Source organism: Sphingopyxis sp. GW821-FHT12F08 (assembly GCF_058806755.1).
Genome location: NZ_JBXAQA010000001.1, coordinates 689,389 through 712,142 on the forward strand (window position 1 = coordinate 689,389; position 22,754 = coordinate 712,142).

The following is a 22,754-nucleotide window of genomic DNA, read 5'->3' on the forward strand; positions in this document are numbered from 1 at the left end:
TATGCCATGCTTGCCGGACGAGTCCAGCCGCGCCTAGGATGCGTCATGACCGACCCCCGCGCCCTGATCGACCGCCTCGGCCTCGCCCCGCATCCCGAGGGCGGCTGGTACCGCGAGACCTGGCGCGGCCCGCCCGGCGCGGACGGCCGCGCCGGCGGCACCGCGATCCATTTCCTGCTCGAGGCCGGGCAGCGCTCGCACTGGCACAAGGTCGACGCCGAGGAGTTCTGGCTCTGGCACGCGGGGTCGCCGCTCGCGCTGTCGCTCGCCGCGACCGACGCCGATGCGCCCGCCCGCCACCGCCTCGGCCCCGACATCCTCGCCGGCGAAGCCCCGCAGTTCCGCATCCCCGCGCACCACTGGCAGGCCGCGCACGCCGCCGAGGGCTGGGCGCTGGTCAGCTGCCTCGTCGTCCCCGGCTTCGACTTCGCGGGTTTCACCCTCGCCCCAGCGGGCTGGGCGCCCGGCGGCGAAGCTCCGGATCAGAAGCGCCCGAGCACCTGCACACCGTAAAAACGCGGCTCGGCGGGAATGAAGGTCGGGATGCCGAACGCGCCGCCGGTGTTGCCGGCGTCGAGCAGATAATCCTCGTCGGTCGCGTTGCGCACGAAGCCGGCGATCTCGAACCTGTCGTCGGCAAAGCTCACCCCGGCGCGCGCGTTGACCAGGGTCACCGCATCCTGGCTGATCAGCGCGCGGTTGGGCACTTCGAAAAAGATCTTGCTGCGATAGGTCACCGTCGGGGTCGCGAACAAACGCATCCCGCCGCCGAGGTCGGCGTTGATCGTGAAGCCCGCCGCCGCCTGCCATTCGGGCTGGAGGCGGAACCGGTCGCCCGCGAACACGCCGTTCGCCGCCTTGTCGTCGATGCCGCCGTCGATATAGGCGACATTGCCGAACAGGCGGAACCAGTCGGTAAAGGCATAGGCGGCCTCGGCCTCGACCCCCAGGTTGCTCGCGGTCCCGGCGCTCTGGGTGATCGTCTGGCCGTTCGACTGGGTCACTGACACCTGGAAATTGTCATATTTCTGGTAGTAGACACCGATCGACCCCGAAAAACCGCCGGTCGAAGCCTTTAAACCGACTTCGTAGTTCCAGACATTTTCCGACGCGATGTCGCTGACGTTCGCCACCGGCCCGGTCGGCGTAGCGCGTGCGTTGAGGTTGACCGTCGGCGACCGTCGGCCCTTCGATACCGTCGCAAAGCCGTTGAATCCGTCCGAAAAACGATAGAGGACATTGAAGCGCGGCAGGAAGGCCTTGAAACTGTCCTCGCTGTAAAATGTCTGCCCGCCAGTATCGACCTGCCCCGGGATCAACGACGCGCCGCCGGTGATCCGCGAGCGCGGCACCACCGCAAAATAGCCCGAGCGGCGCTTTTCGATCAGCGCGCGCACGCCCGCGGTCACTTCGAGCGCCTTGGTCGGAATCCATGTGCCGTCGGCGAACACCGAATAGCTCTGGTTCTTGCCGATATTGCCGAAGGTCGACCGATAGGGAAGCTGGGTGAACGCCCCGCCGGTCAGGATCGCGGTCGCCTGCGCCGCGCTCACCGTCCCGTCGGGCGCGATGCACGGCAGGTTCGGGATCAGCCGCGCCGCGCATTGCAGGAAAATGCCTTCCTCGCTCGAAAAGGGCACGACCTGCGACCCGCTTTCGAGGAAGGCGTTCCAGCCGAACGAGCCGCGGAACCGGTCGCTGTTGTACGAAAAGCGCGTCTCATGGTTATACTGGTGCCCCTTCGCGTCCTCGGCGAATTCGAGATACCAGGCGGCGCTGCCGTCGGCGTCGAAAATCTCCAGCGAATCGAAATCGCGATAGCTGTTGATCATCGTGATCGTCCAATCGTCGGCAACGTCCCACGCCAAGGTCAGATTGGCATCATAGACATCGCGCGTCAGCCCGAGCTTCGCTTTGCCCAGAACAGCTTCGGAAAGCGGCGAGCCGCCCAGCGCGGCATCGCCGAACGGGTTCGCCGGCCCCGATGCCGTCGGATAGGTGCCCGAAATGAACGGCGTGCCGCTGTGCCGCTGGCGGTCATAAGTCAGGATCAGGTCGGCGGTGAAATCGCTGGTCGGTGCGAAGCGCAGCGATCCACGCACCCCCAACTGGTCCTGCGCATAGAGATCCTCCTGCCCGGCGGCGAGATTGTCGACATAGCCGTCGCGCTTTTTCCATTCGAATGCGACGCGCCCGGCGATTTTGTCCGACCCGAGGTTGACGAAGCCGCCCAGCACCGTCGCGTCATAATTGCCATAGCTCGCATTGACCTCGCCCGAGAAACCGGGCTTCGGCCGAGCCGAAATGATGCTGATCGCGCCGACCGCCGACGCGGTGCCGAACAGCGTCGCCTGCGGACCCTTGATCACCTCGATCCGGTCGACGTCGTAAATCGCCTGGTACGAACCGCGCGAGCGCGAGATGTCGGTGCCATTGTAATAGAGTGTGACGCGCGCCGCCTGCTGCGCCGACCCGCTGTCCGAGGTAATGCCGCGGATGACGATGCCGGGGTTGTTGGCGCTCTGCTCCTGGATGTTCAGACCCGGAACATAGTTCGACAGTTCGTCGAGATCGCTGACCCCCAGGCCCCGCAACTGCGCGCCGCTCGTCGCCGAAATGGTGATCGGCACGTCGATCGCCCGCTGCTCGATCTTCTGCGCGGTGACGACGATGTCCTCGCCCTCCCGGATGTCGCCGTCGGCGACGGGCGCGGCGTCGGCCTGCGCCAGCGCGGGAGTCGAAATCGCGCAAAGCACAAGCGCGGCAAAAGCACGGGTAGAGCGAGCCATGGGAGAGACCTTTTTTGTTTTTCAGGGATAGGTGCAGACTATGCCGCGCCCCTTTGGCCGGCTCCGGCGACACCGAGATGACGCAGGGGCGGCAAAATGATGACGATCGTGCGCGCGATTGTTGCAGTGCAACGAAATTTGCCGGGTGACTTTAGCGCCCTCGCCGCCTAATCTTCCGCCATCCCCGGGGAGCCTGTGTGAAGCAGCAGGTTGAGAGCGGAACAGCCCGCGACCCGTCGAACCTGATCCCGGTAACTCGGGCGGAGGGAGGGCCGGCTTCACCCCTAAGCGAAACAGGGGCGTGAAAACCGTCTTTCGCTCCGGCAACAAGAACGGAGCGACTGCACATGGCCGACATCGATTCCCGCCTCGACCTGAAGAGCGTTGGGCGCCAAGCCACCCCCATCGGGGTCACCACCGGCGCGATCCGCGGCAGCCGCAAGGTCCACATCGCCTCGCCCACCGGCAGCGGCATCCGCGTCGCGATGCGCGAGATCGACCTCGACCCGCATTCGGGCGAGCCCAGCGTCCGCGTCTACGACACCTCGGGCCCCTACACCGACCCCAATGCGAGCATCGACATCGCGCAGGGCCTCCCCGAACTCCGCGCGAGCTGGATTCGCGCACGCGGCGATGTCGAGGAGGTCACTCAGCGCGAGGTCCGCCCCGAGGACAACGGCCAGCTCGGCCCCGACCGCAGCGGCGGCGTCCCCGCCTTCCCCAACGTCCGCAAGACCGTGCTGCGCGCCAAACCCGGCGCGAACGTCAGCCAGATGCACTATGCCCGCCGCGGCATCATCACGCCCGAGATGGAATATGTCGCGACCCGCGAAAATCTCGGCCGCGAACGCCTCGCCGAATATGTCCGCGACGGGCAGGACTGGGGCGCCAGCATCCCCGATTACGTCACCCCCGAATTTGTTCGCGATGAAGTGGCAAGAGGCCGCGCGATCATCCCCAACAACATCAACCATCCCGAGAGCGAGCCGATGGCGATCGGCCGCAATTTCCTGGTCAAGATCAACGCCAATATCGGCAACAGCGCGGTCGCGTCCGACGTCGCGTCCGAGGTCGACAAGATGGTCTGGTCGATCCGCTGGGGCGCCGACACCGTCATGGACCTGTCGACCGGCCGCAATATCCACGACACGCGCGAATGGATCCTGCGCAACTCGCCCGTCCCGATCGGCACCGTCCCCATCTATCAGGCGCTCGAAAAAGTCGGCGGCATCGCCGAGGAGCTCAGCTGGGACATCTTCCGCGACACGCTGATCGAGCAGGCCGAACAGGGCGTCGACTATTTCACCATCCATGCGGGCGTGCGCCTGCCCTACGTTCCGCTCGCCGCGAAGCGCGTCACCGGCATCGTCAGCCGCGGCGGCAGCATCATGGCGAAATGGTGCCTCGCGCATCACAAGGAATCGTTCCTCTACGAACGCTTCGACGAGATCACCGAGATCATGAAGGCCTATGACATCGCCTACAGCCTCGGCGACGGCCTGCGCCCCGGCAGCATCGCCGACGCCAACGACGAGGCGCAATTCGCCGAGCTCTACACGCTCGGCGAGCTCACCAAGCGCGCGTGGGAGCAGGATGTGCAGGTGATGATCGAGGGCCCCGGCCACGTCCCGATGCACAAGATCAAGGAGAATATGGACAAGCAGCTCGAAGCGTGCGGCGAGGCACCCTTCTACACCTTGGGGCCGCTCACCACCGACATCGCGCCCGGCTACGACCATATCACCAGCGGTATCGGCGCCGCGATGATCGGCTGGTACGGCACCGCGATGCTTTGCTACGTGACGCCCAAGGAGCATCTCGGCCTCCCCGACCGCGACGACGTCAAGGTCGGCGTCGTCACCTACAAGCTCGCCGCCCACGCCGCCGACCTCGCCAAGGGCCACCCCGCGGCGAAAGTCCGCGACGACGCGCTATCGAAAGCGCGCTTCGAATTCCGCTGGCGCGACCAGTTCAACCTGTCGCTCGACCCCGACACCGCCGAGCAGTACCACGACCAGACGCTCCCGGCCGAAGGCGCCAAGACCGCGCATTTCTGCAGCATGTGCGGCCCCAAATTCTGCTCGATGAAGATCAGCCAGGAAGTGCGCGAGTTCGCGAAGCTGCAAAATCAGGACAGTGCCGGCTTCATCGCTGCCGAAGAGGCGGAGAAGGGCATGGCGCAGATGAGCGAGGTTTATGAGGAAACCGGGCGCGAGCTGTATATGGGCGCCGGTGGCCGGGAGCATGATTGATAACGCTTAGACGCTTTGATAAGATATATGCAGCTTCACCCGTTCAATAGTGTCCACAACGGCTCTATACTCAAAATATCTAGAATCTCTACCATATACACATTTGTACCACTCAAGAATTCCCCTAAGGAACTCTATGTTTTCTTGCCCCCACCCAATGTTCCTTGACCCTTTGTGAAACGCCACTCGGATTTTTCGCCTTACTGGACCGGGCAGCGCCGGGCTGGAGCCGTGCGTCAACAAACCTAACGTTTTCCTCGGCGCGCCACGCGGATAGAAGCGTGTCTTGGCGGCATTGATCGAGAATCCAGAAGACTCTATCTGGCCTACAACTAATTCAAGAAATTTGGGGTGGTTGAAATTTCTATCGTGGCAAAAAAACATGTCATCGGAATATCTTGTATATTCCAAAGCCCAGCTTTGAGCCAATTTTTCTAGCCTTGCATCCAATTTTCTGAAAATTATATTCGAAAGTGCAGGACTTGTTGGTGCACCTTGAGGAATACTTCCTTTATAAGTGCATAGCGTTGTCAGAATATAGCTTATACTGTCACTGTATCCAATCGATTTAAACACCCCGAAAATCCGTCGAGATGTTATGCTTGGGAAGAAGTCTGCTATATCGATCTTCAACAAAGAATAATTCCCGCACAAGCGACGAGCTGCGGAGACGATATCTCTAGAACGAACGTAAGCATACGCGCTCTCATGGACTTCTACGTCTCGGAGCACTGCCTTCAAGATTTGCTTTTGGACACCCTTCAGGGCACTTGTCGGAATATCTAGCTGCCGAAAACTCTCAGGATCGCCATTCTTCGGGATCGAAATTGTAAAATACTGACTTTCGGCCGTCGCGACGAGAGCATAAATATGCTGCGGCGCAAATCCCAGCGCTTCAGAAACTTCTTCAACCGCTGACATTTCTCACCGCAGCACTACGCCCCTACTTCAGCTCTCATTCGATGATTTAATAGTGGCACGAAAGAAAAATTTTCTTTTGGGTTACTATTAAATCAGGACTCTACGTACTTTACGTGCTCATGGCGATGCGCCATGCCTCCCTCTCGGGATATGCTAGGAACGCATATCGAGACTGCTAGCTGACCATGCGACTGTCAAGAGATGCAATGTACTTCGCGCGAGCCTCACTCAAACGAGTTGTACTAAAAGGTTCCAAGATAGGGTCTGCAAATCCCATAAGCGCATCATATCGACCGCCGGCCCCCTTCATAATTTTGCCCGCCTGAAAAAGCCGACGAAGAGCTTCGGACGTCTGGCTAGGTGACATTGATGTCGACGACACAAGTTCCGGAAAGGTGGGATTCCCCAGTATCAAAATTCCGGCATATGTTGCAGCATCAGCAAATTCGTCACGAACTGGATTAATAAAATCTTCGTAAGAATTACGTTTGTACCCACGCTCACGATATGCGCTATTTATATGGTGAACATATTTCCAACCCATCCTATAGTTTGCGTACTTATAGAATGTTAAAGGAAAAAGAATTCTATCGTGAAGATTCTTATCTAACTTCCTATCAAAATATATAATATTTGACTGGAACTGTCCGGAAATTAGGCTCAAGGGTCCGCGAGCAATATAACTTTGATCTCTATAGAACTGACTTGGGACCAATACAACCAATCTGCCTCGAATGTTCTCAACCATACTGAACGTACCCAGCTCTGCTATCGATCCGGGAGATTCAAGTATTAGAAAAGTGTAGTCGACAGAATGCGCAAAATCGAGTTCGAGAGTCTGCAAATCTTTTTTCTTCCTTTTGAAGGAAGAAATTTTTTCTATATCTTCACCATACACTACTTCAATCGCGCCAACATTCGTTAGGCTCGTCTTGGCGAACTCCCGGATCTGAAAATTCACCGCACCAATTCCTGGCCCACAAAGAAAGATTCTTGTCGGGCGCTTCAAAGCGCTCACTTTAAGAAGATTCGGCCCGATGATCATGTTTGACAAATGGCTTATTGGCGAAACCATAGCAAGAAGTCGGTGCATCAGGATCAGTGGGCACGGAGTGCGGTGACTATTTACTGAATCCGCAATTCCAAGCGCGACAGCGTACGCCACTCGCCTCACTCTCATGCCATGCTACACTCCCACCCATGCGCGCCCGCAACCCCCTCTACGTCATGGCCAAGCCGCCGCCGGAGGTGGAGGCTGCGATCGCAGCGCTGCCGCGCAACGCCCCGGGCGCGGCCCCGAGCTGCTCCATGTCACGCTCATCTCGCTCTACGACCTCCACCATGCCCCGCCCGAATGGCTGCCCCAATTACGGTGACCAATTACGGTGACAGGTGCAATAACCCCCAAACTCACTGTATGATGAGACCCCCTCCGGCGCTGTCGAATAGCCCCCGCAAATCCTATTTCGCACGCCCCGCCCAAAAAACTCCTTTCCTAATAAATTCCCATCTGGTTCACCCTGTCGGATGAAGCAGGAAAAATCCCCCTCGCCCCGCCGCCGGCCGCGCCAGGTCGTGCGCCGCGGTCCCCGACCATGTCCCCGTGCCGCTGCGCCGGCGGCACGACGGATGGACGCCCGGCCGCCAGATGGACTTCATCGAAGCGCTCGCCGAGACCGCCTGTGTGACCCGGGCCGCACAGCGGAGGGGCGCGTGAACTTCGAGACCTTCCGCGGCCCGGCAGGGGATCGCCATTGGGCTGAACTTTCCTGAACTTTGGAGGCGGAGACGGCTTCTCGCATCCCGGGAATCCGCGGCCTCGATCGGCCACCCGTCGTCCCCGCTCCCACTCCATGCTACACTCCCACCCATGCGCGCCCGGAACCCCCTCTATGTCATGGCCAAGCCGCCGCCCGAGGTGCAGGCGCAAATTACCGCGCTACCGCGCAACGACCCCGGACGCGGCCCCCACCTCCTCCACGTCACTTTGATCTCGCTCTACGATCTCCACTATGCGCCGCCCGCGTGGCTGCCCGCGACCATCGCCGCGCTGGACGGCTTCGCCGCGGCCCCCTTCCCGCTCCGCTTCGACCGGATCGAGAACCGCAAGGCGGTGACCTTGCGCACGCGCGAGCCGCTGGCCGAGGCGCGGGCGTTCCAGAAGGCGCTGGTGAACCATCTGCTGCGCGAAAAGGCGCCGATCATGGACGGCACCACGCCCGAACCGCACATCACGATCAACTATCGCGGCGACCGCCTCAATGCCCAGAAGATGCCGCCGATCGGCTGGACGGTGCACGAAATCATCCTGATGGAAAGCGTCGTCGGCAAGACCACCCATATCGAGCACGGCCGCTGGGCGCTCCGCGCCGACGCGGCCTGACGATACCCCCACAAAATTTCAAGCTATCCGAACAGGCCGAAACTGATAAGGTTTCCCGCGGTGATCGCATCGCCGAACGAAACCGCGGGGAGGAAAAAATGGGCCGGACTTTCAAGGTCATCGCGGGCGCGCTGACGGCCGCCGCCGCGCTGCAGGCGGCGCCCGCCGCCGCGCAATATATGCCGCACCTCGACCCCAATCTCTATATTCTCGCGACGATGGGCTATGGCGGCGGCGTCAGCCCGTGCATGACCGGCACCCCGATGGCCGATCCCAAGATCGCCGAGGCGCGCGCGCCGTCGCTCGCCGCCATGCAGGCCTATTTCGCCGCCGCGCAGGGCGGCACGCCCAAGAGCGTGGCCTTCCATCTCGACAAGAAGAGCAAGTGGCAGGGCGGCGGCGCCACCGCCGGGCAGCTCGACATCGACCGCCAGTCCGATCCGCTCGCCACCGCGGGCCATGTCCTCGAGGGCGATCCGCTGCGCTTCTATCGCGGCGGTTCGGGCGCGACCGCGCTCGGCCAATGGGCGGTGCTCGGCGCCGACGGCCGGGTCGCGGGGGTCTATACCGGCTTCTTCGCGCGCTCGAAAAAGGCGTGGAAGCTGCGCGAGCTCACGCTATCCGCCGCCGACGAGGCGGTCGAACCGATCGCACAATATTGCGTGAAGCCCGGCGACGTGATCGAGCATCGCCTGACCTCGACCAAGAATTGGCGCGAAAGCGCGGGGAAGAGCGTCGACGAGGGCAAGACCAAACTCGCCGCCGCAAGCGCCAAACGGGCGTCGGCCGAAAGCGCCGCGTTCGCCAATCCGAAGAACGGCCGCCTCGCGCAGGCGCTTCGCGAGGCGAAGACCGACGAGAGCAAATGGACCAAACAGCTCGAAAAGCGCGAGAAGAACCTCGCCGAGGCGCTCGAGAAGTCCGCCGAGGCCGAAAGCGATGCCGCCGAGATCAAGCGCCTGACCGGTGCAGCGCGGAATGCGCAGGCCTTCCGGATCGCGAAGGAGGAGAAGGCAGAGGCACAAGGCGTGGCCGCGCGATAAGTCCGGGCCCGAAACTCCTCGCCACCGCAACTTTTCGCCGGCCACGGCCATTTCGGGGTGCCCCCTGCGAGAAAGGAAGCACAGCCATGGCGAAGATCACGATCGGCAAGCCCGCGGACCGGGCGCGATTGCTCCACACGCTGGTGCTCGGCTTTGCCGGCGATCCGGTGGCGCGCTGGGCCTCGCCCGAGGCTGCGACCTATCTCGATCGCCGGCACGAGTTTTTCGGCGCCTTCGGCGGCGCAGCGTTCGACCATGAGACGGCGTTCGTCGCCGACGACGGGGCGGCGGTCGCGACCTGGCTGCCGCCGGGCGTCGAACCCGACGGCGCGCGGATGGCCGCGATCATGGACGATCAGACGCCGGCCAGCCGGAAAAGCGAGATGAACGCGCTCTTCGAGCAGATGGACAAATTCCACCTCAACGCGCCACACTGGTATCTGCCGCTGATCGCCGCCGATCCCGCATATCGCGGCCGCGGCCTCGGCACCGCGCTGATGGAAGCGGCGATCGCGCGCATCGACGCCGACGGCCGCCCCGCCTATCTCGAAAGCTCGAACCCGCGCAACATATCGCTCTACCGGCGCTTCGGCTTCGAAATCATCGGCGAGATCCGGACCGAAACTTCGCCGGTCCTGACGCCGATGCTCCGCCCGGGACGGCGCGAATGCGGCTGAATCGAACGCTTGCACCGCGAAGCATTGGGTGATCAGATCGATCCCGGGACGCGGCCATTGCCACGGCGAGAATGAAGGGAACGGCGATGCCAGTGCACGAACAGGCACAGACGAAGCAGAAATTCCTCTTCAAGGCGAACGACGACATCCTCTCCTTCTGCCGCTGCGAAGGCGAGCCCGCGATGTCGACCGGCCAGCTCGACTGCCCCTGGTGCGGCTGCGGCTGGATGATCGCCTGCTCGAAATGCAGCAAGTCATTCGTCTTCGCCGAGGTCCGCGAAACCGACATCCCGCTCGTCGAACTCGGCCGCCGCGAAGTCGCGCGGCTCGGCCTGACCACCGTGACCGAGGAGGATATCGCGGAGTGGGCCGGGGAGATGGCCGAAACGCTGGACCGCTTCGCGGTCGGCGACATCGTCGTCTATCTCGACGGCTCCTACTGGACGCTCGATTCGACCGATGTGGAATTCGACGGCTATTATGCCTCGCACAAGCTCGCGCGCCTGCCGCACGCCGAAGCGCTGGGCGACCCGCCGCGCCTGCGCGCGATACTGGGCGACAAGCAATATTGGTTCGACCGCGAACGGCCCGACCGGGAGTGAAGCTGCCATGATCGCCGCCCCTTGCCGCCACCGTTCCGCAGCGCGCGGGCATGGCTGAGCGTACCGCCCCCCCGACGCCGCCGCGCGCGCCGGGGGCGCCGCGCTGATGCCGCTGCGGATCCGCATCGCGCGCGCGATCGCGCTGTTCCTGCTGCTCCCCGCCGGGCTGGTCTGCACCGGCTTCCCGATCTACCGGCTCACCCTCCCCAATGGCTGGGGGATCGTCGACGACACGCGCGCCGCTTTCGGCGCCGGGACCGACGGCGGCAAGCTCGAGGCCACCGCTGTCGATTGCACGCGCGAGCGTGCGGGCTCGAACTCGAGCCGCGGCATCGGCCTGACCGAATATGCCTGCGTCATCGACCTCGCCGAGGCCCAGCCCGCCGCCGCGGCCCCCGCGCGCCTTCCCGACCAAACCGGCAAGCCGGACGGCGAGGGCAGCGACCCTTATGCCGGGCTCGGCTACGAAGAGGCGATGGCCAAATGGAAGGCGGCGACGGCCGAACAGAAGCGTCGCGAGGCCGCCGAGCTCGACGCCTATATCGCGCGGTCACGCGCGCGGGACGACGCGTCGAACCGCATCGAACGCCGCCTCGCCACCGATCGCAGCGGCGAGCTCCCCGCGGTCCGCATCCTCTCGGCCGAAGGCGAAGCGCGCCACGTCGGCCTCGTCTGGGGCTGGGGCGAGCTCGCCTGGCGCTGGACGAGCTGGCTGATCAGCAGCCTGCTGCTCTTCGCCTTCGGGGGGTTTTGTCTGTACGCGGTGCGGGTGGCTTGGAGACGGCGGTGAGGGCGTTGCGCAGTCCAAGACCGCGCTTATAAAGGATGAAACGCAAGCAAACCAATTAGGATTGGGAACTGGCGCATTAGCCACTGCAAACCCTGCATCGGAAGGGACGGTCAATGTCGAAAGAAGACGAGATCATGGCCTTCTTACATGAGAATGTCTTTGACCCTATCCTTTCGTCGCAAAGCGCTTCTGCTCGCCTAAAGCAGGGTGTTCGCCTCACTATTATCCGATTTAGGAAGCGAGATGCTATCGGGATGATGAGCTATTACTGGTCAGCTATTATTGGTACAGATCGAAGCACGAAATTTGCCGAGGAAATGAAGCGAGAGGGCTTTACCCGCTTTGAAGAAACAATAGACGAATTCCGCAATCGTTTCAGATAGTCGTCGTCGATATCGACGGCTCTATTTCACACTCAATTCGATCGACGTGCAATCCGCCCCCTATTGAGCGTCGCATTAGCTATGCCGACTCCGGCATGCTGAAAGCTTGGATGATCCACCGAGGCTGCACTCGATACTGGTTCGACCGGAAGGAGTCCGATAGCAAGTCATACCCTCGGTCGCCATTGATGGAGCCAGAAGCCCATTGATCCTAATAAAGCCCTTTGAACTTTACAAAGGTCTTTTGATCCTTTATCAGGCTTTGATGGATTTAGGATGGCAAAAAGCAGTTACCTTCACGCGAGGTCAGTTGGCCGAGCTGTCAGGTGTGAGCGATGGCGTACTCTCTTTCTGGCTCAAGAACGATGTCCTCCGTTCCCTTGAAGGTGGACAAGGCAAGGGGTCTCATCGGCGATTTTCTCCATTCGAGGTAACCGTCGCCGCCATCCTCGGCAGCCTACAGCCTTACGGCTTAAAGCTTGCGTCCTTACGATCACTTGCGGACATTTTTCACGCCGCCATAGATCTTTGCAGCGGCGTAAAATTGCATCCCTACAGCATGTCGGCGGCAGCCAACTTGGCCAGTCAAATACATCGGTTTCGCTCGGGAGAAACGGTTCGATTTCATAAATATATTGATGACGAAAATGGAAATTTTAAGAACTTATATTCTGAAGATGCGAAAAATGAGTCTGATTTGTATGAAGACATTTATAGAACTTGGAGCGACAAAGATCCTGGTGAAAGGATAATATCTTTTGCTTGTACACTTTCTGTAGAAGAAATTTTTCTTGTCAAAGTATTTGAAGATATTGCTGTTGAGATGTTTTCTATTGATACAGGGAATGTTGGATGGCTAGCTTGGCAAGACAGCGAGGGTTTTTGGAAAATAGCGTCGCAAACTGAGCCAAGCGAAAGCTTTTCAAACATGCCTGACAGCGAAACCGCGATCTTCATAGCAGCTGGTCGAATAATTCGCCGCGTTTGGAAAATTGATCTCGAAGCTAAGAAAGAAGAGCGCGCCTACACAGCGATGCTCGCTAGAGAGCAGATCAAAAAAAGGGGGGCGACAGGCGCATGATTGACATGACCCTTGTAGTGATAGGATCGATTGTCGTCGGAATAGCACGTTATCTGCCAGCCATCATATGGGCGGTAAGGTGCCCACCGGACAGTCCCCGTTACCGACTCCCCGCGCGCCCGGTTCGAATTATCTTCCGTTCCAAATCGGACAAGTAATTGCGAACCGTTCCGGATTCCAACCCCGCATTGCCAACCCCCACCCCACCACCTATCCTCCACCCCCATGTCCCACCCCTCGAACGTCATCCACTGCACCGGCCCCACCGACCCCCACGCCCTCGACGGCATCTCCCCCCGCCACCGCACCGGCGACCTCGACGCACGCTGCCCGGTCTGCGCGGGCCATGGCCAGTGGAACAGCCAGATCGACCTCGTCAGCCACCGCTCGATCCGCGTGCCCTGCCCCAAATGCGACGGGCGCGGGTGGATCGAGACCGGGGCGGACATGGTGCCCTCGCACGACATCGCGCTGTCGCCCGAGGGACAGCCGATGTGGACGGTGCGGCTCGACCCGTCCGACGACGTCGAATAACCGCCGCAAATCCACTTTCGCACGCCCACCCGCAAAAAAGCCTTTCCTAATAAATTCCCGTCTGGTTCATCATCTCGGATGAAGCAGGAAAAACCCCCCCTCGCCCCGCCGCCGGCCGCGCCACGCGGACGCCGCGCAATCCCGTCCGCATCATCAAGCCGCGCCGCGCGCCGCCCGACGACAGCCGCCTGATCGGCTCGCTCCCCGACTTCGTCTCCGCGTCGCCGCGCGAACGCTACGACGGCTGGACCCCCGACAAGCAGGTCGCCTTCATCGACGCGCTGGCCGAAAGCGGCTGCGTGACCGAGGCGTGCGCGCGCGTCGGCCAGGCGCCGTCGACCGCGTACCGCGTGGGACGCCGCCCCGATGCCTACAGCTTTCGCGCCGCGTGGGACGCCGCGCTGGACCATGCGATCCGCCGCCTGTCCGACGCGGCTTTCAGTCGCGCGCTGAACGGCGTCGCGCGCCCGGTCCTTTTTCCAGGGCGAACAGGTCGGCGAGCGGCGCTATTATGACGAGCGGCTGACGATGTTCCTGCTGCGCTATCGCGATCCCGACACCTATGGCAAATGGCGCGACCGCCGCGAACCGCGCCGCCGCCCCGACGCGCCGGCGATCGCGCTCGGCCGCTGGACGAACCATGTCGCCGAGGATGCGCGGGACACGAAAGCCGGCATGATGGTCGACCGCGAGCGCGAGGAGGATGCGACCGAGTGGCTGACCGACGAAGAGGTCGCGCTCGTCGAGCGCGCGGCCGCAAAGCGCCGGCGCCCGACCGAGGAGGAAACCGACGCATGGATCCTCGCCGGGATCGCGGTGATGCAGCGGCTGAAGGCGCAGGGGATCGATTCGGGCGCGCTGGCCAAGGGCGAATTCGCACGCCACGTCGAGGCCGAGTTGGCGCGCCACGCCGCCGCCGGCAGCGCCGAAGCGCCGTCGGGCGAGGATGGCGAGCCGACGGCAAAAGGAGACAAGTCAGGGGGGACGTAGCGTGACTTTCGTGACCTTTGGAACAATATTGCGCAACCGAATCAGAGGAGCGTCCCGACGATGACCGACATCCCCGCCCCCGCCTCCGTCGCCGCCACCGGCCCCGACGCCGGCGCGACCTTCTACCACGGCACCCGCGCCGACCTCGCCGTCGGCGACCTGCTCGCCGCAGGCTGGACGAGCAATTACGGCACCGAAAACCCGCTCTCGTGGATCTATTTCTCCGCCGCGCTCGAATCGGCGATCTGGGGCTGCGAGCTTGCCGCCGGCGACGCCCGCGAGCGCATCTATATCGTCGAGCCAACCGGCGACTGGTTCGACGACCCCAATCTCACCGACAAGAAATTCCCCGGCAACCCGACGCGCAGCTACCGCTCGCGCTTCCCGCTGCGCGTCACCGGCGAGGTCGAAAGCTGGCCCCCCCATCCGCCCGAGGTGCTCGCGGCGATGAAGGCCAATCTCGCAAGGCTGCAGGCCGAGGGGGCGCCGATCATCGACTGAACGCGCGCCGCGTCACCCCGCGGAGGCGGGGGTCCCGCTATTTGCCCCCTTGCCATGGCGCCTTGGCGCCGAAAAGGAAAAGCGGGATTCGCGCCTCCGCGGGAATGACGCCTTCAAAGGGAGATATGATGCTGACGACCCTGCTTACCCTCGCCGCCGCGACCGCGACCCCCGCCCCCGCAGCATCCCCCGCCGACCTCGCCGCGATCGAGGCGACCTGCCTGGATTATGTCGACGGCCAGCTCGAGGGCGATCCCGAGCGGGTGAAGCGCGCGCTCCACCCCGATCTCGCGAAACGCCGCGTGCTCGGCGACACCCCCGACGAGCGGCTCGGGCTGCAGCGCATGAGCCGCGAGGAACTCGTCGACCTGACGAAGCGCGGCGCGCTCAAGACCCCGCGCGCCGAGTGGAACCGTTCGTGCCGCATCCTCGACGTCGCGGGCGACGCGGCGGCGGTCCGGGTCGAAACGCCGTGGTTCGTCGACTATTTCCACATGGGTAAATTCGGCGCGCGCTGGGTCATCGTCAACGCGATGTGGCACATGAAACCGCGCGAGACCGCCCGATGAAGGCCGCGTTCGCCGCCGCGCTGCTGCTCGCGCTCCAGACGCCCGCCGCCGTCCCCGACCCGCGCCGCCCGGCGCCGACGCTCGACCATGTCGCGCCCGAGGTCCCCGACCTCGCGCGCCCCGCGGTGCTGATCGTCAGCAAGACCAACGGCTATCGCCACGACAGCATCGCCGAGGCGGTGCCGGCGATCGAGCGCCTCGCGAAGGCGCGCGGCTGGGGCAGTTTCGCGACCGAAAATGCCGCGGTGTTCAATCCCGACAGCCTCGCCAAATTCGACGTCATCGTCTTCGCCAACGCCAGCGGCGACATCACTACCCCCGAGCAGCGCGCGGCCTTTCAGGCGTTCATCGCGCGCGGCGGCGGCTTCGTCGGCCTCCACAGCGCCGGTGACGGCAGCCATCCCGGCTGGTTCGTCAAACTGCGCGGCAACGGCCAGTTCACCGGCCACCCGGGCGGCGCCGACCAGTTTCAGGCGACCGACCTCGCCGTCGCCGACCGCAGCCACCCCGCGACCGCGCATCTCCCCGCCGCGTGGCGCTGGACCGACGAATATTACAGCTGGGATGCCCGGCCCGCCCCCGACGCGCATATCCTCGTCCGCCTCGACGAGGCGAAGATGCGCCTCGAACCCAAATTGCGGATGGGCGAGCATGCGCTGATCTGGTGGCGCTGCGAAGGCCGCGCGCGCATCTTCTACTCGGCGCTCGGCCACCGCGCCGAAGCGTGGAGCGACCCCGCGCATCTGAAGCTGCTCGACGGCGCGATCGGCTGGGCGGCGCGCGCGGAGGGGGCGGGCTGCGGCTAAATACCCCTTGCCGTCGCGCCGGCATGTTGGCGGGCGGGTTCAGCCGGAGCGCTCATGCTCCATAGAGCGAACGGACCCCCGCGACATCATCCGCATGCAGGTGGCGATGCGGCCCCGAATAGCTGGGAAACATCAGCGCGCCTTGGACCGAGCTGTGACGGAGCCCTATCGAGTGCCCGAACTCGTGCGCCGCAACCGTATGCAGATCGAACCGCCCACCGGGCACCGGCAAGGCGACCGACCAGGTCTCGGCTTCGTCGAAGTGGGCGTCGCCAGCCAGCGGCCCGCCGTTGGGAGGCGGGAAAAAGGCATGGGCAAGAACGCGGCCCGGGCCATCGAAGCTCGACTCGTCGCCATGATTCCCGGCCGCAAAGCTGATCTCGATATCGGCTGCGCCGTCGACCCGCGTAAAGGTCAACGTCGAAGCCTTTTCCCACAGGTCGAGCGCGAAACGGATCGAAGCATCGGCCTCGGCCTCGGTCACGTCGGGCGACACGTTGACCAACCGGTAGGTCAGGTCGGTATGGTCCCACTTTCGACCATCGATTTCATAAGATGCGAGGTCGGGGAAATCGGGAAAACCGCATCGGGGCTTGGACATCTCGGCTATTGTCGCCGCGTCGATCCGACCGGTCACGGGCAATCCGTTGAAACCCTGATAAAGCCGGAGCGCCCGCTCGGTCGAATCGTCGAAACTCTTGAACACCGCATTTTCCCCGGCCGCAGACCGCATATAGCCGAAACGCTCAAGATATTGCCGTACCGATCCGATCGCGTCCGATTGGTCGCCCTGTTCGGCGTCGATCGCTGCGACGAAGTCGAACGTGGAATGCGAAACCATCGTGAATCCTCCTGCTGCAAGCCGGCCTGTCTGTCAGGTCCGCATTCCGGCTAGCCGCTTCTGCCACCGGCCACGCGTGATCTCCGTCACGCGCAACCTTTCGCAATCTTGATGAAGGTAAGGCGCGGAATCTCTCCGCAGGGGCCCCCACGGCTCCCTATATCGAGAGGAGGATATGATGAAACTGACCATGGAAGGCTTCGAACTTGAGGTCGAGGATCGGGGAATGGCCGAAAAGACCACGGCCGCTCCGGACCCGGATGTGCATGCAGTGACGCAGAACGACCTGGGAATGAAAACGCTCGACGCATGTTCGTCATCGGGGCACGTTAGGAAGGTCACGGTCAACGGACGCTGCTATTCGCAAATGTGTTGCGGCGGCCAATGGTATTTTTTCTACAAGGACGTCGGCAACCAGCGCATCTGGTGCACCTGCGATTTGGGACAGTCGTGGACCGTCAATTGCAGCGGCAACAACTGGATCATCAACTGCCGCTAGACGATCCGCCCGGGTCTGCCGGGCCGCATTTCGTCTTGCGGAATGCGGCCCCAGGCTGCCGCCCGGGCCCAGCCGGATCAATGTCCACGCGCCTTCGCAAACGCACGGCCGGGGTCTGGCTTCGCGATCCTCGGCCTAGGCGGCGACCTCGACCACCGCCGCGCGCTCGATCGCGCGGCGCCAGTACGGCCGCACCGCCAGCCCGAAAGTCGATGTCAGCACATCCTCGATCTCGTCGGCGGCCAGATAGCGCTGATCGACCGCTCCATCGCGACGGCGGATCGTCAGCCGGTTGTCGCGCAGCGCATGGCGCGCGTCGGCGGTCGTGTGCGCCGCGATCAGCTGGTGGCGGAAATGCGAGGCGGGGTGCTGCGACGTATACCAGTTGCCGACTTCATAATCGATCGGCGCCGCGGGCACCGGATCGACGACATAAAGCGGCATCCAGCCGCCCTCGATCCCGGCCTCGACCCGCCAGCCACCGTCGGCATCGACGATGCGGCAGGGTTCGTGCGCGGTCGCCTGCGCGCCTTCGACGCCAAGCTTGAGCGGCGCCGCCGGCACCGCCGACCCGAACCCGACATCGACCAGCCACGCCGCGCCACCAATCGTCACCCGCGTCAGCTGGTGCGTGCGCGGCGTCGGCGGCGCATCGTCGGGCAGCATCCAGCGCACCCGCGCGATCAGCCCTGCGGCCTCGAAGCCGATCGCGGTCAGCACGCGCAGGAACAGCCCGTTCTGCTCGAAACAATAGCCGCCACGCCGCGCGCCGATCAGCTTGGCGTCGATCGCCGCGGGATCGAGATCGACCCCCTCGCCGACGAGCACGTCGATCGCCTCGAACGGGATCGCCGCGACATGCGCGGCCTGCAGCGCGGTCAGCACCTCGAGCGTCGGGACCAGCGGCCCGGCATATCCGATCCGCGCCAGATAGGCGGGCAGGTCGACGGGCGCCGTGTCGGGCGGGGCGAAGGCGGTGGCGGCGGGCATGGGCATCATCTCCGGTTGCGAATCATCGGCGTGCCTTATGAAAGCTCAACCGCAGTCGAGATCAAGCGCGCGATTGTTCACCGCCGGAAGCCCCCCGCCTCCCCGCCGTCATGCCCGCAATCAGCGCGCGGGTGCCGGCGCGGGCGCCAGCAATCCCGCCAGCGCTCCGATGGCTGCCGACCCGAGCGCGATCAACCCTTCGGGAATCGACGGATCGCCCTTGGTGCTGATCGCTGCGCTCGCGATGTCGAACTGCGCATAGGCGACGAACAGCACCGCCAGCCCCAGGACGCTGACCGTGATCCGATAGACCAAACGGTCGGATTCGAGCGGCCGCGGCGTTCGCTCGGCCGCCTCCCTTTTGACGTCCTTCAATATCTTCTCGACGGACACGGTGTCCCCCGCCGCCGCAAGATCTTCCTTCTTTTCCGAAAGGACCTCGACCAGCGAGTCCGAATAGAGGGTGTCAGCCATTGAAAACTCCTTTCCTTCGCGTCAGACCCCGTCGGGGTCCTCGATGCCGTCCAGATGGCGCCCGATTTCGTCGACAAACGCGCCCCAACGGCCGCCGAGCTTGCCGTCGTCGAGCAAAAGGCTGGGGCACAGCTTGCCCGACCAATGCTTGTGCGGCACCACCGCCTCCTTGGGGTCGAGCTGCAAGTCGAAGCACAGACACGCGATCAGCCGCGCGGCCCGGTCGAACGCCGCCGCCTGGTCGATGCCTTCGTTCATGCAGATTTCGATGCCGATGCTGGTCGCATTGCCCCCGGCGGACCCCGCATGCCAGCCCACCTCATTAAGCGGCAGGTGGCGAATGCAGCTGTCGTCATCGACCGTATAATGCCACGATATCCAGCGCTTCGTGCCCTTGTGCACATAATGGCCGGTCAGCTTGACGAAACGCGCATGCGCTTCGGCATCGGCGCCGGCGCGCGGATTGTCGGTGTTGTGGACCGTGATGAATTGCGGCTGCATCGGCGTCCCGGGCCGATTGGGCCGGCCGTCGGGGATATGGTCGATCTTGAGGTTGAGGCTTTGCCCCAGCAGGCTTCTGTTCGCCATGTCCGATACTCCCTCTGGCCATCCGAAGATGGGGATAGGAGTTCGGGACGGATGGAGCGCGTGACGCCCGTCACGCCGACGATTATTGGTGCCGCTTGCGCTCGCAGACGCCGGCCGGCTTTATTTCTTCACCCGCCACTCGCGCATATAGGTCGATTCCTCGCCATATTTCTTGCCCTGCGCCGCCGCCTGCTCGGCGAGCTCCGCGTCGGTCGATCCGCGCGCGCGGTCCTGCTTGATCAGCGTGTCGCGGCGGATCGGGATCAGCTGCGCGATCGGCGTCCCCGCGGGCAGCACATGCTCGCCGACCGGCCCGGTCCAGGCGAAGGGAAAGTTGACCGTGGTGTCGAAGCGGTCGCAATCGACGAAGCCCGAGAAACAGGTGAAGGGCAGGTCGGGGCGGCTCAGCGGCTGGACGAACAGCACCGAATAGCCGTCAGGCACCTTGATCCGCCACGGGTTGATGAATTTCAGCGGCATCACCTTCTCGAACGGCGGCGCGGGCGCCCCGATCTGCGCCGGATGATGCTGCTCGACCGGCTGGAAGAGGACGCCCTCGGCCCAGCCCATCCGGATCGACACCCGGTCCTCGGGCACGTCGATCAGCACGTCGAAGGGCAGCGGGACGACGAAGCCCAGCGAAAAGGCGTCGGTCATCGGCAGGCAGGCCTTGGCGGTCATCGCGGGCAGGCCATTCTCATAGGTCATGCCCATCTCGCGGTTCAGCCGTTTGAACCAGTCGGGGGCGAAACGGATCGCGCGCTCGGGCACCGGGATCTTGCCGGCGAGTTCGGGATTGCAGAGGAACTCGATCAGCGGCGCGTCGGCCGCCGGCGCGGGAGCAGGGGTGCCCTGTCCGCCCAGATCATAACGTATCCGATATTTGGAATCACTCATCGCCCGTCCCTTGCGCCCCATCCGTCGCGGGCACCGTGTCGCAAAAGCCGGGCGCTGACAACCACCGCCAGTGCGGCCGATTGCCGCGCGGCGGCGCCATGCTATGACCATCGGCCAAGGAACAGGAGGGACGACCCGTATGCACAGCTTCCGCGCCATCGCCCTCACACTAGGCGCCGCCCTCACGATATTCGCAGCGCCTGCACGCGCCGACGATGTCGCCGACCTCACCGCTTTCGCCGACGCCTTCGACGCCGCGCAGATCGCGCAGGACGCCGCCGCGCTCGAGGCGATGGTCGCCGACGACCTCGTCTTCATCGACGGCGACGGCCGACGCCTCGGCAAGCGCGATTTCATCGCCGGCTGGACCGGCGCCGACGACGATTACGACCCCGTGACGCTCGCCGACCGCGTCGTCGTCCCGCTCGGGCCGGGTGCCGGGCTCGCGAGCGCCGAGGCGGTGCTGTCGGGCCGCTCGGCGGGCAAGCCCTTCGCGGTCCGCATCCGCTTCACCGACATCTTCCGCCGCCGCAGCGGAAGCTGGCAGGCGGTGCATATCCAGGTGACGCGCGTGCCACCGCGCGCGGCAACCGAGTGAGGGCGCGCCGCCTCGGCCGCCTGCTCTGGCGAACCATCGCGCTGCTGCTGATCCTTCTGGCCGCGGCGGCGCTGTGGCTCGTGATCGCCGGATGGACCGCCTTCGGCGAAACCCCGTCGGGCGCGCGCCTCGCGAAGCTCGAGCGCTCGCCGCAATGGCGGGACGGCGCTTTCGCCAATCGTCGCGGGGGCTGGGTCGACCGCGCCGCCGCCTATGGCAATCTGCTCGGCGGTTCGGCGGTCACCCAGCCCGAACCCGACGCGCCGGTACCCGCGATCCGGCCCGCCGCCGCGGCCTTCGCCGAGCCGCCCGCCGGCGGGCTGCGCATCACCTGGTTCGGCCATTCGACGGCGCTCGTCGAAATCGACGGCGCGCGCATCCTCACCGACCCGATGTGGGGCGAGACCGCGGGGCCGGTCGGCTGGGCCGGGCCGGGGCGCTGGTACGCCCCGCTCGTCGCGCTCGCCGACCTGCCGCCGATCGACGCGGTGGTGATTTCGCACGACCATTACGACCATCTCGACGAGGGCACGGTGCGCGCGCTGGACGCGCGCGGCACGACCTTCGTGGTCCCGCTCGGCATCGGCGCGCACCTGGCCTATTGGGGGGTCGATGTCGACCGGATCGTCGAACTCGACTGGTGGGACAGCCACCGCATCGGTCCGCTGACGATCACCGCGACCCCGGCGCGCCACGCCTCGGGCCGGCTCGGCACCCAGAGCAATCGCACCTTGTGGGTAGGCTATGCGCTGACCGGTCCCGAGCACCGCGTCTGGTATTCGGGCGACACCGGCTTCATGCCCGAGTTCGCCGAGATCGGCGCGCGGCTGGGGCCGTTCGACGCGACCCTGCTCGACGCCGGCCAATATGATCCCGCCTGGCCCGACAATCACCTCGGCCCCGAACTCGCGGTCGAGGCGCACCGGCTCGTGCGCGGCAAGACGCTGGTGCCGATCCATTGGGCGTTGTTCACCCTCGCCCCGCACGGCTGGACCGAACCCGGCGAGCGCATCCTCGCCGCGGCGCGCTGCACCGGGATCGTCGTCGCGATCCCCCGCCCGGGCGAGTCCTTCGACCCCGGCGCGGCACCGCCGCCGCGGCGCTGGTGGCCCGACGTGGCATGGAAGACCGCGGCGCAGAAACCGCAGTGCGCGACGCAGGACGGCGATCCGGCCCAGCGCTTTCGCGTGCCGCCATGCGCGCCGGAAGAGTGAAAGGGCCGCAGGCCTGGAATAACCCGGCCCCGGCGGCGCCATCCACGCCGCCGCCGGAGCCGGTCCCCCTTATGCCCCGCGTTCAGCAGCCATAGCCCCAATAATGGCCGTTGCTGCAATGGCACGAGCCGGTGTGGCCCGAATCCCAGTCGCAATAATTGACATAGGTGCAATGCGGACACACCGCATTGCCCGCGCGTTCGGGCGCCTTCAGCGGCGCCGCGTCCGCATCCGCCGCCGCGCCGTCGCCTGCCATCGGCACTTCCAGTTTCGTTTCGAACATCCGCCGTCTCCCACCACCGAAGGACCGCGGAAGTCTGGCGTCATGCCGC

Annotated in this window: 27 protein-coding genes and 1 riboswitch; of the genes, 18 read left to right on the forward strand and 9 right to left on the reverse strand. The window is 64.2% G+C overall.

Annotated features, from left to right (window positions below):
- Positions 1–45 precede the first annotated feature (45 nt).
- On the forward strand, positions 46–513 hold the full coding sequence (locus tag AC1RNQ_RS03400; RefSeq protein ID WP_493168919.1) for a cupin domain-containing protein: 468 nt from the start codon (positions 46–48) through the stop codon (positions 511–513).
- Here AC1RNQ_RS03400 and AC1RNQ_RS03405 read toward each other — a convergent pair.
- On the reverse strand, positions 483–2,789 hold the full coding sequence (locus tag AC1RNQ_RS03405; protein WP_493168920.1) for a TonB-dependent receptor: 2,307 nt from the start codon (positions 2,787–2,789) through the stop codon (positions 483–485). The genes AC1RNQ_RS03400 and AC1RNQ_RS03405 overlap by 31 nt on opposite strands.
- Before the next feature lie 175 nt (positions 2,790–2,964).
- Positions 2,965–3,075: riboswitch (TPP riboswitch) on the forward strand.
- A 61-nt stretch (positions 3,076–3,136) separates the two neighbouring features.
- Here AC1RNQ_RS03405 and thiC point away from each other — a divergent pair.
- Entirely contained in the window at positions 3,137–5,041 is a 1,905-nt protein-coding gene (thiC, locus tag AC1RNQ_RS03410) for a phosphomethylpyrimidine synthase ThiC (protein WP_493168922.1), read from the forward strand.
- Between the two features lie 6 nt (positions 5,042–5,047).
- On the opposite strand, the gene AC1RNQ_RS03415 is transcribed toward thiC, so the two are convergent.
- Both AC1RNQ_RS03415 and AC1RNQ_RS03420 read right to left on the reverse strand, forming a co-directional pair.
- A complete protein-coding gene (locus AC1RNQ_RS03415) occupies positions 5,048–5,962 on the reverse strand; it encodes a reverse transcriptase domain-containing protein (RefSeq protein ID WP_493168923.1) in 915 nt (304 codons plus the stop codon).
- Positions 5,963–6,137: 175 nt separating this feature from the next.
- Positions 6,138–7,007, reverse strand: a complete 870-nt coding sequence (locus tag AC1RNQ_RS03420; protein WP_493168925.1) for a retron St85 family effector protein — start codon at positions 7,005–7,007, stop codon at positions 6,138–6,140.
- A gap of 825 nt (positions 7,008–7,832) precedes the next feature.
- Here AC1RNQ_RS03420 and AC1RNQ_RS03425 point away from each other — a divergent pair.
- The 13 genes from AC1RNQ_RS03425 (at position 7,833) to AC1RNQ_RS03485 (ending at position 16,321) form a co-directional block, all read left to right on the forward strand.
- Positions 7,833–8,345: a 2'-5' RNA ligase family protein gene (locus AC1RNQ_RS03425; RefSeq protein ID WP_493168927.1), complete on the forward strand. Its 513-nt coding sequence runs from the start codon at positions 7,833–7,835 to the stop codon at positions 8,343–8,345.
- Positions 8,346–8,443: 98 nt separating this feature from the next.
- The gene (locus AC1RNQ_RS03430; protein WP_493168929.1) at positions 8,444–9,388 is read left to right on the forward strand and encodes a hypothetical protein; all 945 of its coding nucleotides are present in this window, start codon (positions 8,444–8,446) and stop codon (positions 9,386–9,388) included.
- Positions 9,389–9,474: 86 nt separating this feature from the next.
- A complete protein-coding gene (locus AC1RNQ_RS03435; RefSeq protein ID WP_493168931.1) occupies positions 9,475–10,065 on the forward strand; it encodes a GNAT family N-acetyltransferase in 591 nt (196 codons plus the stop codon).
- Positions 10,066–10,151: 86 nt separating this feature from the next.
- Entirely contained in the window at positions 10,152–10,667 is a 516-nt protein-coding gene (locus AC1RNQ_RS03440; RefSeq protein ID WP_493168933.1) for a hypothetical protein, read from the forward strand.
- Between the two features lie 106 nt (positions 10,668–10,773).
- Positions 10,774–11,457, forward strand: coding sequence for a hypothetical protein (locus tag AC1RNQ_RS03445; protein ID WP_493168934.1), 684 nt, complete (start codon positions 10,774–10,776; stop codon positions 11,455–11,457).
- A gap of 113 nt (positions 11,458–11,570) precedes the next feature.
- Positions 11,571–11,840, forward strand: a complete 270-nt coding sequence (locus tag AC1RNQ_RS03450) for a hypothetical protein (protein ID WP_493168935.1) — start codon at positions 11,571–11,573, stop codon at positions 11,838–11,840.
- 205 nt (positions 11,841–12,045) lie between these two features.
- Entirely contained in the window at positions 12,046–12,921 is an 876-nt protein-coding gene (locus AC1RNQ_RS03455) for a MerR family transcriptional regulator (RefSeq protein WP_493168937.1), read from the forward strand.
- 225 nt (positions 12,922–13,146) lie between these two features.
- Positions 13,147–13,455, forward strand: a complete 309-nt coding sequence (locus AC1RNQ_RS03460; protein ID WP_493168938.1) for a hypothetical protein — start codon at positions 13,147–13,149, stop codon at positions 13,453–13,455.
- A gap of 299 nt (positions 13,456–13,754) precedes the next feature.
- The gene (locus AC1RNQ_RS03465) at positions 13,755–13,970 is read left to right on the forward strand and encodes a hypothetical protein (protein ID WP_493168939.1); all 216 of its coding nucleotides are present in this window, start codon (positions 13,755–13,757) and stop codon (positions 13,968–13,970) included.
- A 13-nt stretch (positions 13,971–13,983) separates the two neighbouring features.
- Positions 13,984–14,445, forward strand: a complete 462-nt coding sequence (locus AC1RNQ_RS03470) for a hypothetical protein (RefSeq protein ID WP_493168941.1) — start codon at positions 13,984–13,986, stop codon at positions 14,443–14,445.
- 60 nt (positions 14,446–14,505) lie between these two features.
- Entirely contained in the window at positions 14,506–14,946 is a 441-nt protein-coding gene (gene arr, locus AC1RNQ_RS03475) for an NAD(+)--rifampin ADP-ribosyltransferase (RefSeq protein WP_493168942.1), read from the forward strand.
- 125 nt (positions 14,947–15,071) lie between these two features.
- Entirely contained in the window at positions 15,072–15,515 is a 444-nt protein-coding gene (locus AC1RNQ_RS03480) for a nuclear transport factor 2 family protein (RefSeq protein ID WP_493168943.1), read from the forward strand.
- A complete protein-coding gene (locus AC1RNQ_RS03485) occupies positions 15,512–16,321 on the forward strand; it encodes a ThuA domain-containing protein (protein ID WP_493168945.1) in 810 nt (269 codons plus the stop codon). The genes AC1RNQ_RS03480 and AC1RNQ_RS03485 overlap by 4 nt, the downstream gene beginning before the upstream one ends.
- 52 nt (positions 16,322–16,373) lie before the next feature.
- Here the strand turns inward: AC1RNQ_RS03485 and AC1RNQ_RS03490 are convergent, their stop codons facing one another.
- Positions 16,374–17,162 (reverse strand): matrixin family metalloprotease, encoded by a 789-nt coding sequence (locus tag AC1RNQ_RS03490; protein WP_493168947.1) that lies wholly within the window; start codon positions 17,160–17,162, stop codon positions 16,374–16,376.
- Positions 17,163–17,340: 178 nt separating this feature from the next.
- On the opposite strand from AC1RNQ_RS03490, the gene AC1RNQ_RS03495 reads away from it, so the two are divergent.
- Entirely contained in the window at positions 17,341–17,661 is a 321-nt protein-coding gene (locus AC1RNQ_RS03495) for a hypothetical protein (protein WP_493168949.1), read from the forward strand.
- Positions 17,662–17,796: 135 nt separating this feature from the next.
- Here AC1RNQ_RS03495 and AC1RNQ_RS03500 read toward each other — a convergent pair whose 3' ends face one another.
- The 4 genes from AC1RNQ_RS03500 to AC1RNQ_RS03515 all read right to left on the reverse strand — a co-directional run bounded on the left by AC1RNQ_RS03500 (position 17,797) and on the right by AC1RNQ_RS03515 (position 20,610).
- Entirely contained in the window at positions 17,797–18,660 is an 864-nt protein-coding gene (locus AC1RNQ_RS03500; protein WP_493168951.1) for an arylamine N-acetyltransferase family protein, read from the reverse strand.
- A gap of 111 nt (positions 18,661–18,771) precedes the next feature.
- Complete coding sequence (locus tag AC1RNQ_RS03505) at positions 18,772–19,125, reverse strand: hypothetical protein (protein ID WP_493168953.1); 354 nt, start codon at positions 19,123–19,125, stop codon at positions 18,772–18,774.
- A gap of 21 nt (positions 19,126–19,146) precedes the next feature.
- Entirely contained in the window at positions 19,147–19,713 is a 567-nt protein-coding gene (locus tag AC1RNQ_RS03510) for a peptidoglycan recognition protein family protein (protein ID WP_493168955.1), read from the reverse strand.
- Between the two features lie 120 nt (positions 19,714–19,833).
- Positions 19,834–20,610: a hypothetical protein gene (locus tag AC1RNQ_RS03515; RefSeq protein ID WP_493168957.1), complete on the reverse strand. Its 777-nt coding sequence runs from the start codon at positions 20,608–20,610 to the stop codon at positions 19,834–19,836.
- Positions 20,611–20,713: 103 nt separating this feature from the next.
- Here AC1RNQ_RS03515 and AC1RNQ_RS03520 point away from each other — a divergent pair, with 103 nt between their 5' ends.
- On the forward strand, positions 20,714–21,208 hold the full coding sequence (locus AC1RNQ_RS03520; RefSeq protein ID WP_493168959.1) for a nuclear transport factor 2 family protein: 495 nt from the start codon (positions 20,714–20,716) through the stop codon (positions 21,206–21,208).
- A complete protein-coding gene (locus AC1RNQ_RS03525) occupies positions 21,205–22,422 on the forward strand; it encodes an MBL fold metallo-hydrolase (RefSeq protein ID WP_493168961.1) in 1,218 nt (405 codons plus the stop codon). The genes AC1RNQ_RS03520 and AC1RNQ_RS03525 overlap by 4 nt, the downstream gene beginning before the upstream one ends.
- 82 nt (positions 22,423–22,504) lie before the next feature.
- Here AC1RNQ_RS03525 and AC1RNQ_RS03530 read toward each other — a convergent pair whose 3' ends face one another.
- Positions 22,505–22,705, reverse strand: coding sequence for a hypothetical protein (locus AC1RNQ_RS03530; protein WP_493168962.1), 201 nt, complete (start codon positions 22,703–22,705; stop codon positions 22,505–22,507).
- Positions 22,706–22,754 lie beyond the last annotated feature (49 nt).